The 10,956-nt window shown below is 73.5% G+C and carries 11 protein-coding genes; 5 read left to right on the forward strand and 6 right to left on the reverse strand.

All coding sequences use genetic code 11. From position 1 onward, the window contains the following. Window positions 1-23: 23 nt before the first annotated feature. The 3 genes from Voc01_RS11805 to Voc01_RS11815 all read left to right on the forward strand — a co-directional run bounded on the left by Voc01_RS11805 (window position 24) and on the right by Voc01_RS11815 (window position 3,311). Window positions 24-1,463: a sensor histidine kinase gene (locus Voc01_RS11805; RefSeq protein WP_203927391.1), complete on the forward strand. Its 1,440-nt coding sequence runs from the start codon at window positions 24-26 to the stop codon at window positions 1,461-1,463. A 129-nt stretch (window positions 1,464-1,592) separates the two neighbouring features. Continuing rightward, entirely contained in the window at window positions 1,593-2,555 is a 963-nt protein-coding gene (locus tag Voc01_RS11810) for a PrsW family intramembrane metalloprotease (RefSeq protein ID WP_203927392.1), read from the forward strand. A 90-nt stretch (window positions 2,556-2,645) separates the two neighbouring features. Continuing rightward, window positions 2,646-3,311, forward strand: coding sequence for a response regulator transcription factor (locus Voc01_RS11815; protein ID WP_203927393.1), 666 nt, complete (start codon window positions 2,646-2,648; stop codon window positions 3,309-3,311). A gap of 240 nt (window positions 3,312-3,551) precedes the next feature. Here the strand turns inward: Voc01_RS11815 and Voc01_RS11820 are convergent, their stop codons facing one another. The 4 genes from Voc01_RS11820 to Voc01_RS11835 form a co-directional block, all read right to left on the reverse strand. Beyond that, a complete protein-coding gene (locus tag Voc01_RS11820) occupies window positions 3,552-4,427 on the reverse strand; it encodes an NAD(P)H-hydrate dehydratase (RefSeq protein ID WP_203927394.1) in 876 nt (291 codons plus the stop codon). Beyond that, window positions 4,411-5,133: a histidine phosphatase family protein gene (locus tag Voc01_RS11825; RefSeq protein ID WP_203927395.1), complete on the reverse strand. Its 723-nt coding sequence runs from the start codon at window positions 5,131-5,133 to the stop codon at window positions 4,411-4,413. Before Voc01_RS11825 ends, Voc01_RS11820 begins: the two co-directional genes overlap by 17 nt. A gap of 90 nt (window positions 5,134-5,223) precedes the next feature. Further along, entirely contained in the window at window positions 5,224-5,442 is a 219-nt protein-coding gene (locus Voc01_RS11830; protein ID WP_203927396.1) for a hypothetical protein, read from the reverse strand. Window positions 5,443-5,464: 22 nt separating this feature from the next. Next, a complete protein-coding gene (locus tag Voc01_RS11835) occupies window positions 5,465-7,600 on the reverse strand; it encodes an MMPL family transporter (RefSeq protein WP_203927397.1) in 2,136 nt (711 codons plus the stop codon). Window positions 7,601-7,720: 120 nt separating this feature from the next. On the opposite strand from Voc01_RS11835, the gene ggt reads away from it, so the two are divergent. Further along, a complete protein-coding gene (gene ggt, locus Voc01_RS11840; RefSeq protein ID WP_203927398.1) occupies window positions 7,721-9,487 on the forward strand; it encodes a gamma-glutamyltransferase in 1,767 nt (588 codons plus the stop codon). Between the two features lie 110 nt (window positions 9,488-9,597). On the opposite strand, the gene trxA is transcribed toward ggt, so the two are convergent. After that, window positions 9,598-9,921 (reverse strand): thioredoxin, encoded by a 324-nt coding sequence (gene trxA, locus Voc01_RS11845; RefSeq protein ID WP_203927399.1) that lies wholly within the window; start codon window positions 9,919-9,921, stop codon window positions 9,598-9,600. After that, complete coding sequence (locus Voc01_RS11850; RefSeq protein WP_373873806.1) at window positions 9,918-10,331, reverse strand: MerR family transcriptional regulator; 414 nt, start codon at window positions 10,329-10,331, stop codon at window positions 9,918-9,920. Before Voc01_RS11850 ends, trxA begins: the two co-directional genes overlap by 4 nt. Before the next feature lie 400 nt (window positions 10,332-10,731). Here Voc01_RS11850 and Voc01_RS11855 point away from each other — a divergent pair. Further along, on the forward strand, window positions 10,732-10,956 hold a 225-nt coding region (locus Voc01_RS11855), incomplete at its 3' end, for a hypothetical protein (RefSeq protein WP_203927400.1).

Genomic DNA, 10,956 nt, shown 5'->3' on the forward strand with positions numbered 1-10,956 from the left:
GCCGTCCGGCAAAGCATCGCCTGATGCGCTGGATGCGGGGGCTGCTGGCCGGAGCCGTGATGGCCGTCGGCGTCACCATCGCGGTCGCGCTGCTCGATCCGCACCTGCCGGCGCTGACCCTGCTGGTGCTCTACGTCCTGCCGGTGCTGGCGGTCGCCGTCCGGTGGGGTGCCGCCCCGGCGGCGGTCACCGCGCTGCTGAGCACGGTGCTGTTCGGCTACCTGTCGTTGCCGACGCGCGGCGGCCGGCTCGTCGTCGGCTCCAGCGAGGCGGTGGCGCTGGCGCTGTTCCTGGTGACGGCGGTCGTGGTGGGCACGCTCGCCGCCCGGTTGCGGCACGCGGCGGAGGAGTCCGCGCGGCTCGGCGAGGAGCAGGCCGCCCTGCGCCGGGTGGCGACCCTCGTCGCGCGGGGTGCCGAACAGCAGCGGGTTCTCGCCGCGGTGGCCGAGGAGGTCGGCGCGCTGATCGGGGCGCAGCGCACGGAGGTGCTGCGGTTCGAGGTCGACGGGACGGCGGCGTTCGTCGGTGGACACGGCTGGGCCGAGGACACCATGCGTCGGCTCGGCGAGCGGCGGCCGGTCGCGCCGTCGTCGGTCGCCGCGACGGTCCGGGAGACCGGCCGACCCGCGCGGGCCGACGACGTCGCCGTCACGGGCCTGACCGGCGGGGCCGACGACGGGCTGCGGTGGGCGGTGGCGAGCCCGATCCTGGTCGCCGGTCGCCTGTGGGGAGCCGTCACCGTCGCGTCGAACAGCGGCGCGTTCCCCGCCGACACCGAACAGTGGTTGTCGCACTTCACCGAGATCGTGGCGATCGCGATCGCGAACGCGGAGAGCCGCACGGAGCTCACCGCGTCGCGGGCGCGGGTGATCGCGGCGGGTGACGCCATCCGTCGCCGGCTGGAACGCGACCTGCACGACGGCGCGCAGCAGCGGCTGGTGTCGCTGGCGCTGGAGCTGCGTCAGGTCCAGATGACCGTGGAGGACGACCTCCCCGCGGTCGGTGCCGACCTCGGCCGCCTGGCCGACGACCTGACCGAGGCCCTCGACGAGCTGCGCGAGCTGTCACAGGGCGTCCATCCGGCGGCCCTGTCCGCGGGCGGCCTCGGCCCGGCGCTGCGTACCCTGGCCCGGCGCGCCAGCCTGCCGGTAGAGGTGGACGTGCGCACCCCGGACCGGTTTCCCGAACGGATCGAGGTCTCCGCCTACTACGTCACCACGGAGGCGGTGACCAACGCGATCAAGCACGCCGGTGCCTCCTACGTCGAGGTGGTCGTCGAGAGGACCGACGCCGGCCTGCGGCTGACGGTGCGCGACGACGGCGCCGGTGGGGCGGACCCGCGACGAGGGTCGGGCCTGACCGGTCTGCGCGACCGGGTGGAGGCCATCGGTGGATCGATCCACATCGACAGCCCTCCGGGCGCCGGCACGCTCATCGACGTCTGCCTGCCGTTCACGCCCTGACGGCCTCCCCTCCCCGGACGGCGCGCTTTTACCGCTAGCCGGTATACGGGATGGCCGCTGGCGGCGAGGCGCCGGTCCCCCGCGACGGCAACCCTGAAAGGGACATCGAGCAGTCCGTGGGAGGACGAGATGAGCACTGCAGTCGACCTGGCTCCGGTTCCGGCCGCTGCCGTCAGGCGCCCGCGTCGCCGGGTGCCCGGATGGGTGAAGCTGTTCGCGGGGGGTGCCGCGTTGTGGCTGGCCACCGTGCTGACCACGTTCGCCACCGGCAACCCGAACCTGGTTCCGACGGTGATCCTCCTCGGCAGCTTCCTGGTTCCGGTGACGTTCGTCGTGTACGCGTTCGGCCGCGCCGACCACGTGCTGACCGCCGAGCGCATCTTCACCGCGTTCGTCTGCGGTGGGGTGCTGGGCGTGCTCGGCGCCTCGGTGCTGGAGGCGGCGCTCCTGCGCACGACGTCGCTGTCGGGGTTCGTGGGCGTCGGGCTGATCGAGGAGGCGGTCAAACTCGCCGCCCTGTGGTTCCTGGCGCGGAACCTGCCGCGGTACACGGTCCGCGACGGGATGGTGCTGGGTGCCGCGGTCGGGTTCGGGTTCGCCGCGCTGGAGAGCGCCGGGTACGCGTTCACCGCGCTGTTCACCCGCAACGGTGTCTCGCTGGTCAACGTCGTCGACACCGAGCTGCTGCGCGGGGCGCTCGCGCCGGTGGGGCACGGGCTGTGGACGGCCGTCCTGGGCGGGGCGTTGTTCGCGACCGCGGCCCGCTCGCGTCGCGGCCGGCCGCGCCTGCTCCGCTCGGTGGTCGGGTGGTATCTGCTGGTCGCGCTGCTGCACGCCATCTGGGACGCGGCGTCGGGCGTCGCCGCGTGGGTGACGCTGCTCCTGACCGGCACGTCGACGCAGTGGGAGCTGACCCGGATGGGCGAGGCGTCCGGCACGACGTCGGGCCAGCTGCACCTGTACACCGCGCTGACCTGGGGGCTGGAGATGTACGTCGCGCTGGTGGGGATCCTCGTCGTGTGGGCACGCTGGCGCACCGCTCCGACGCCGGTCCGCTGGCCCGCGGCCGACGCTCCGACGGCGGTCCGGTAGGGGCGGTGGCGTGCGGGGCCAGCCGGTGCGGGTCGGGGCAACCCGGCCCTGCCGGCGTTCCCGCGTCCCCGGACTGGCCATAATCCGTCCATGACCCCACAGCCGGACGCACTACGGGTGGTGCTGGCCGAGGACGACGTCCTGCTCCGCGAAGGGCTGGCCAGCCTGCTGCAGCGCGCCGGCTTCGACGTCGCCGCCCAGGTCTCCGACGCGGGCACCCTGCTCGCCGCCGTCCGCGACGCGGCGGCCGACCTCGTCGTGGCCGACATCCGGATGCCACCGACGTTCAGCACCGAGGGTCTGCAGGCGGCCCGCGCCATCCGCGAGGAACTGCCCGGCACGGCCGTGCTGCTGCTGTCGGCGCACATCGAGGTCGAGCAGGCCATGGAGCTGGTCGCCAGCGGCCACGGCATCGGCTACCTGCTCAAGAGCAGGGTCAGCGACGTCACCGAGTTCATCGACACCGTCCGGCGGGTCGCGAAGGGCGGATCGGTCGTCGACCCGGCACTGGTGCGGGAGCTCGTGTCGGCACGCCGGCGCAACGACCCGCTGGGCGCGCTCAGCGCCCGCGAACTGGAAGTGCTCGCCCTCATGGCCGAGGGACGGTCGAACGCCGGAATCGCCCACCGGCTGTGGGTCACCGAGGGCACGATCGAGAAGCACGTCCGGAGCATCATGGCCAAGCTCGACCTGCCCGAGACCAACGAGGACCACCGCCGCGTCCTCGCGGTCCTACGCTTCCTCGAGTCCCGCTGACCCCCGGCCCCCGCCCGCTGACGCCCGCGCCGCCCGCCGCCGGCCATCCGCCCGCCGATCTTGCAGTTGTGGCCCCACCTGAAACACGACATGTCACCACATAGGTGCGGCCAGGACTGCAAGATCGGCGCGCCTTGGGGCGCCGCCGCACCGCGGCGGGCGGGCCGGGCGGGCCCGGGCGGGCGGGCCCGGGCGGGCGGGCCCGGGCGGGCGGGCCCGGGCGGGCGGAGCGCGGGCGGGCTAGCTGGACACGGCCGCCAGGGACTCGGCGATGCCGTCGAGGAGTTCGCGGGCGAGGAAGCCGATGCGGCCGTAGCGCGGGATCAGGCGCTGGCCGGCCACCGCGTGCACCCAGGCGCCGAAGCAGGCCGCCTGTTCCGGCTCGGCGCCGCGCGACAGCAGGCCGGCGACGATCCCGGCACGGACGTCACCGCTGCCCGACGTGCCGAGACCCGCGTCGCCGCTCTCCTCGCGCCACAGCCGCCCGTCGGGGGTGGCCACGGTTCCGAACAGCGACACCACCGCGCCGTACTTCTCCGCGACCGCCGAGGCCTCGTGGGCCAGGTCGTCGCCCGGCTCGCGGCCCAGGAGGAAGCCCGCCTCGGTGAGGTTCGGGGTGAGCACCACGGGCTGGGTGCGGCCCTCGAGCAGGTCGGGTGCGTGGCTCAGCGCGCCGAGAGCGTAGGCGTCGAGGACCAGGGCGGTCTGCGGACCGGCCGCCTCGAGCAGGTGGCGCAGCAGGTCGCCGGCCAGGTCGACGTCGTCGAGACCGGGGCCGACGAGGATGACGCGGGCATCCTCGGCCAGGCCACGCAGGCGGTCGGGTGGCTCGCCGGCCACCGATCCGCTCCCCGTCTCCGGCAGCCCGACCACCAGCGCCTCGGGCACCTGGATGCTCAGCACCGCGGCGGTCGACTCGGCCACCGCGAGCTGCAGCACACCGGCGCCGGCCCGCAGCGCCGCGATGCCGGCGAGCAGCACCGCACCCGGCGTGAACCGGGACCCGCCGACCACCAGCACGGTGCCCCGGGCGTCCTTGCCGCCGCCGGGCACCGGCAGCGGCCAGTCGCGCAGCAGCCGCGGGGTCACGACCCTCGGCTCAGACCGGTTCGGCACTGACCTCGTCCTCGTGTGTCGGCTCGGCGCCCTCGCGGCGCAGGTGGTGCACCTTCGCGAAGTCGACGATGCGCAACGCGCCGTCGTCGAGGGACCACGTGGTCACCGAGCAGTTCGCGATCGTCCCGTCGTGGGCCAGCTCCATGAGCTGCTGCTCGGTGAGGCCCTCGATGAGGTAGCGCAGCAGGAACACCACGGCCTCGTGCCCGAACAGCAGCACCTTCCCCCCGTCGTGGTCACGGCGCAGGTCGCCGAGGAGGGCACGCAGCCGCAGCGCGACGTCGGCCCACGACTCGCCGCCCGGCGGCCGGTAGTAGAACTTGCCGAGCCGCTTGCGGCGGACCGCCTCGGCCGGCAGCCGGGTCTGCACGCCGTGGGTGGTGAGCAGGTCGAGGATGCCCAGCTCGCGGTCGCGCAGGCGTTCGTCGCGGCGCACGGGTACGTCCCCGGCCAGCGACGCGAGCGCGATCTCCGCCGTCTGCACCGTCCGCAGGTACGGCGAGACGACCACGAGGTCGGGCGGCCGCTCGGCGAGCCAGCGCCCGACCGCGGCGGCCTGTTCGCGGCCGGTGTCGGACAGCGGCACGTCGGCGTCCCGCTCCGGAATGTCGATCTCCTCCAGGCGACCGGTCTCGGCGGCGGCCGCCGCCAGGTTCCCGGTGCTCTCCCCGTGCCGGACGATGCCCAGCCAGCTCAGCTCAGCCATACGCGACGAACCCCACCCGGTGAAACTAACCGGGTGGGGTTCGCGGTAAACCTCGGTCGACCCCAGTTGGCGTGGCTCAGTTGGCGTGGCTCAGTTGGAGGTCGCGATGTCGACGTCACCGTCGTAGTCGACGTCCTCGGCGGTCTGCTCGGGGACGCCGTCGCCGTCCTCGTCGTAGGCGGCCACGTCGATCAGGCCGTCGCCGTTGGTGTCGGCCTGCGACAGGATGCTGCCGTCGTCGAACTCGGTGACCTTGACCAGGTCGTCGATCCCGTCGCCGTTGACGTCAACCTCGATGAACTCGCTCATGACTTTCCTTGTCTCTCTGCAACTAACGCGCTGGGACCACCGTACTGACCTGGGGTTCCATGGCGACTCCCCCACTCGTGCCACCCCGGCGACCCAGCCGGCTCGGCCACCACACCGCGGGGCCGATCGACAGTGCCAGGGCGGGCACCAGAAGGCTGCGGATGAGGAACGTGTCGAGCAGGACCCCGACCGACACCACCACCGCGTTCTGCACCGACGGGGTCAGCGGCAGCACGGCGAGCGAGGCGAACGTCGCCGCGAGCACCACGCCGGCGCTGGTGATCACCCCGCCGGTCACGGTCACCGCCCGCAGGATGCCCTCGCGGTGGCCATGCGCCGCGACCTCCTCGCGGGCCCGGGTCATGAGGAAGATCGAGTAGTCGACGCCGAGCGCCACCAGGAACAGGAAGGCCTGCAGGGGCAGCCCGAAGTACAGCTCCGGGTAGCCCATCGCGTCGAGGATGAACCCGGCCGCGCCCATCGCCGCCGCGTACGACAGCACCACGCTGGCCAGCAGCACCAGCGGCGCCACCAGCGACCGCAGCAGCAGGACCAGGATCACGAACACCACGAGCAGGATCAGCGGGATCACGACGCGGTCGTCGCGGGCGGAGACCGTCTCGGTGTCGAGCTCGGCCGCGGTCGGGCCGCCGACCAGCGCGTCCGCGCCGGAGACGGCGTGCACGGCCGTGCGCAGGCGCTCGATCACCCGCTTGGCGTCGTCCGTGTCGGGCGCGCCGGCCAGCACCGCGTCGATGCGCACCCAGCGGCCGTCGGCGTCCGCGACCGGTTCGCCCACCGACGCGACCCCGTCGACGGCGCGGGCCGCCGCCACCACCGCGTCACCCCGCGCCGCCGCGGCGAGGACCGTGGCCGGCGCCGACGTGCCGCCCGCGTAGTGCGCGTCGATCAGCTCCTGCCCGCGGACCGAGCCGACCTCCTTCGTAAACACCTCGGCTCCGGGGAGCCCGACGCCGAGGTTGCCGATGCCCAGGCACAGGATCGCCAGGGCCGCCGCCGTGCCGAGCCACGTCGCGGTCGGGAACCGGCCGACGCCGCGGGCCACCCGCGCCCAGCCCCGGTGGTGTTCGGCCACCTCCGCCGGGCCGTCCCGCCCGGGGTCGGCCTGCGCCGGAACGGTGTGGTGCCGGGGCACGAACGGCCAGAACAGCCAGCGTCCGCACAGCACGAGCAGCGCCGGCAGCAGCGTGGTCATCGCCGCGAACGCGGCGACGACGCCGACCGCCACGACGGGGCCGAGGCCGCGCGTCGCCGGCAGGTCCGCGGCGAGCAGGCACAGCAGGGCGATCGCGACGGTCGCGGCCGAGGCGAGGATCGCGGGGGACGAGCGGAGCAGCGCGACCCGCATGGCGGCGTGCCGGTCCTCGTGCCGGCGCAGCTCCTCCCGGTACCGGGCGATCAGGAGCAGCGCGTAGTCGACGCCCACGCCGAACACGATCACCGTGAGCACGCTCTGGCTCTGGAAGTCGACCGCGACGCCGGCGTGCTTCGCCAGGAGGTAGACGGCGGCGCTGGCGACCTGGCTCGCGACACCGACGGCGAGCAGCGGCAGCAGCCACAGCACCGGGCTGCGGTAGGTGAACAGCAGGATCAGCACCACCACGCCGGCGGTGGTGAGCAGCAGCGTCGAGTCCATGCCGGCGAAGGCGTCGAAGACGTCCATGTTGGCGCCGGCCGAGCCGGTCAGGCCGGTGCGCAGGCCGGCCGGTAGCCCGTCCGCGAGCAGGTCGTGGACCTCCTCGGTGGCCTTCTCCTGCGCGTCGGTGTCGCCGGCGAGCGGGAAAGCCATCAGCAGCGCCTTCCCGTCCCCGCTCGGCTGGACCTCGGGTGGCCGGCCTCCCTCCGCGTACCGGGCGAAGGCGGCGCGGTCGGTGTCGACGGCGGCGCGGTCGGCGGCGGTGAGGCCGTCGTCGCGGGCGTACACGACCACCGCGGTGAGCCGGTTCGACCCGGGGAACGCCGCCTCGAGGCGGTCGAGCGCCTTCGTGGTCTCGGCCGTCGCCGGCAGCGCGCTCAGCGCGTCGTTGTTCTGGACCTCGACCAGCCTGGCCGCGTACAACCCGCCGACGGTCGCCAGCACCAGCCACAGCCCGAGCACCGCGAACTTCGACAGCCGCCCGGCCACGAACGCATTCATGTCGCACCCTCCCTGTAGATGGAAGGGAGGGTCGGTGGAAGGGCTGACCGCGTACGCACGGCGCGCTGACGGAAGCCGTCAGCAGGAGTAGCGTGACCTCACCCGCATCGAGGAGGAGCTATGAAACGGCTGGCCCTGGCTGCGTTAGCCACCGTATCCGTGCTGCTCACGGCGTCCGGCCATGCTCACGCCGGTCCCAAAGAAACAGCCGGCGGCGTCGCGAAGACCCCGACCGCGACGGGCACCGGCGGTGCGGCGGCGACCGTCGACCTGGCCGGTACGCGCGCGGCGGTCGACGTGCTGCGGGCCGGCGGCAACGCGGTCGACGCGGCCGTCGCGGCCGCGGCGGTGCTCGGGGTCGTCGAGCCGTTCTCGTGCGGCATCGGCGGCGGCGGGTTCATGGTGGTCTACCGGGCGAAGGACCGCTCGGTGCACACGATCGACAGCCGCGAGACGGCGCCGGCGGCGATGCGGCCCGACTCGTTCCGGGAGAACGGCGCGGTGCTGCCGTTCAACGACGCGCGGTACAGCGGGCTGTCGGCCGGCGTGCCCGGCACCGTGCGGGGGTGGCAGGAGGCGCTGCGCCGGTTCGGCAGCCGGTCGTTCGGGTCGTTGATGCTGCCGGCGATCCGGGCGGCCGCCGGTGGGTTCGAGGTCGACCAGACGTTCGCCGACCAGACCACCGCCAACGTCCCCTGGTTCGACGACATCACGTCGACCCGCGACCTGTACCTCGACGACGACGGCACCGCACCCGACGTCGGCACCACGTTCCGCAACCCCGACCTGGCCCGCACCTACGCCGCGCTGGCCCTCTTCGGCCCCGGCGCGTTCTACCGCGGCCCGATCGCCGACGCGATGGCGCGCGCGGTCGCCGCCCCGCCGGTCGCACCGGGCGCCGACCACGTGTGGCGGCCCGGCCTCCTCACCGCCGCCGACCTGCAGAGCTACCAGGCGCTGCGCCGTGACCCGACGCGCAGCGACTACCGCGGCCTGCAGATCTACAGCATGGGGCCGCCGTCGAGCGGCGGCAGCACCGTGGGCGAGGCACTGAACATCCTCGACGCGCTGCCGACGACCGGCTGGCACGAGTACCTCGAGTCGACCCGCTACGCGTTCGCCGACCGCAACGCCTACGTCGCCGACCCGGCGTACGCCGACGTGCCGCTGCGCGGGCTACTGTCCGACGGGTTCGCCGCGACGCGGGCCGCGCTGGTCACCGACCGGGCGTCGACGTCGCCGGTGGCACCCGGCGACCCGTACCCGTTCGAGGGCCGGGTCGCGCCCGGTCCGGCCGCCACCGCCGAGACCGCGTCGCCGCCGGCGTCGTCGACCACGCACCTGACCGTCGCCGACAAGTGGGGCAACGTCGTCTCGTACACGTTCACGATCGAGTCCACCGGCGGCAACGGCATCGTCGTCCCCGGCTACGGGTTCCTGCTGAACAACGAGCTGACCGACTTCAACATCGACTCCACGACCCACCCCAACCGGGCCGAGGGCGGCAAGCGCCCGCGCAGCTCGATGGCGCCGACGATCGTCCTGCGCGACGACCGGCCCGTCCTGGCGCTGGGCTCCCCCGGCGGCGCGACGATCATCACGACCGTCGCCCAGATCCTGTTCGACCGGTACGCGCTGGGCACCGACCTGCCGGCCGCGGTCGCCGCACCCCGGTTCAGCCAGCGCAACACCGCCTCGACCGCGGTGGAACCGGCCGCTCTGACCCTGCCGGTGGCGGCCGACCTGATCGCGCGGGGGCACCGGCTCACCGCGGGTGCGGAGATCGGCGCCGCCACCGCGATCGAGTTCGGCCCGCGGGGACGGATGCTGGCGGTGGCCGAACCGGTCCGCCGGGGCGGCGGCTCGGCGGCGGTCGTCCGCCGCTGACGGGTCCCGCTGCCCCCGGACACTGAACCATCGGGCGACTTCCGGGCACGGAGGCACCTCACCGTCGGCGGTAGAGGTACCTCCGTGCCCGGACGTTCGGGGTCGACGGATCAGATCAGCTCGTCGATGGCCTTGCGCAGCGAGGCCTTCGGCTTGGCGCCGATGCTCGTCCCGACGACCTCGCCCTGGCGGAACATCAGCAGCGTCGGCATCGACATCACGCCGTAGGTACGCACCGCCTCGGGGTTGGTGTCGGCGTCGATCTTGGCGATGACCAGCTTGTCGCCGTACTCCTCGGCCAGCTCGCCCAGGCTCTTCGAGATCATGACGCAGGGCTTGCACCACTCCGCCCAGAAGTCGACGACGACCGGCTTGTCGTTGCCGAGCACCACCTCTTGGAAGGTGGCATCGGTGACGGTGACGACGGTGCTCATGATTCTCCTCTGGCTCTTGACTCGCTGGATCTGGTCTCGATCGCGCTGTCCAGCTGGGCGCGCAGGTGGCTCCGGACGGTCGTGAGACGGTCGACGCACTCGTCGACCTCGGCCAGCTTGCGGCGCAGAACGGCCACCGAGTCCGGGCAGACGTCGCCGGAGTCGTTGCCGGCCCGGAGACACTCGACGAACGGACGGATGTCGTCCAGGTCGAAGCCGACCGCGAGCAGAGCCCGGATCTCGCGGACCACCCGCAGCTCGGCCTCGGCGTACGTGCGGTACCCGCTGGCCGTGCGGTGCGGGCGGAGCAGCCCGTTGGCCTCGTAGTAACGCAACGACCGGGCGCTGACGCCGGTGCGCCCGGCCAGCTCGCCGATCAGCATCACGACCCACTCCTTCGTCCACCGCAACGCTAAACCTTGCCACCGGCGTCAAGGCAACGCCCTGCCGATAGTGGGCACGTGTGCTCCGCCACGGTTCTCCGCCTTGGCCTCTGCCCGGGCCGGGGACGCGGTGCCCGAAAGGGTCGGGTTCCCGTCGGACCGGTGTGCCAGCATCAGGCTTTCACGGGTCGAAAAAGACATTTCCGCGCCCCGGGTATCGACAACTAGTTGAATTGGCAAGTAACATTGCCTCTCGGGCCGACCGCCTTCCCCCGTGGGTGGTCGGCCCTTTTGCATGCACGCATTTGCACGCTTTCGACGGTTACCTACCGTTACCTTCTTCGATACCTTTACGGTCTTGTCGCCGGTGTTAGCGTTGCGGCGATGCCTGAATCCCCTTCTCGTTCGGGAGGGCCCGCCGACGCCGATGGCCAGCGGGCCAACGAGTCCCCGTGGGGCACGCCCCCGTCGGCTGCGCGCCCCGAGCAGCCCGACCAAGCGGCCGGCACCGCTCCGGCCGGTACCGGTCCCGCTGGCTCGGGTCCGGGCGGCTCGGGTCCGGGCGGCGCTGGTCCGGGCGGCGCTGGTCCGGGCGGCGCTGGTCCGGGCGGCGCTGGTCCGGGCGGCGCTGGTCCGGGCAGCGCCCACCCGT

This window comes from Virgisporangium ochraceum, from assembly GCF_016863655.1.
Taxonomy (GTDB): Bacteria; Actinomycetota; Actinomycetes; order Mycobacteriales; family Micromonosporaceae; genus Virgisporangium; species Virgisporangium ochraceum.

What these genes read in the sequence shown, in the direction of transcription:
- Voc01_RS11825 (WP_203927395.1), bottom strand. Translation starts at nt 5,133, where the DNA reads ATGGCTGAGCTGAGCTGGCTGGGCATCGTCCGGCACGGGGAGAGCACC.
- Voc01_RS11805 (WP_203927391.1), top strand. Translation starts at nt 24, where the DNA reads ATGCGCTGGATGCGGGGGCTGCTGGCCGGAGCCGTGATGGCCGTCGGC.
- ggt (WP_203927398.1), top strand. Translation starts at nt 7,721, where the DNA reads ATGAAACGGCTGGCCCTGGCTGCGTTAGCCACCGTATCCGTGCTGCTC.
- Voc01_RS11815 (WP_203927393.1), top strand. Translation starts at nt 2,646, where the DNA reads ATGACCCCACAGCCGGACGCACTACGGGTGGTGCTGGCCGAGGACGAC.
- trxA (WP_203927399.1), bottom strand. Translation starts at nt 9,921, where the DNA reads ATGAGCACCGTCGTCACCGTCACCGATGCCACCTTCCAAGAGGTGGTG.
- Voc01_RS11830 (WP_203927396.1), bottom strand. Translation starts at nt 5,442, where the DNA reads ATGAGCGAGTTCATCGAGGTTGACGTCAACGGCGACGGGATCGACGAC.
- Voc01_RS11835 (WP_203927397.1), bottom strand. Translation starts at nt 7,600, where the DNA reads ATGAATGCGTTCGTGGCCGGGCGGCTGTCGAAGTTCGCGGTGCTCGGG.
- Voc01_RS11810 (WP_203927392.1), top strand. Translation starts at nt 1,593, where the DNA reads ATGAGCACTGCAGTCGACCTGGCTCCGGTTCCGGCCGCTGCCGTCAGG.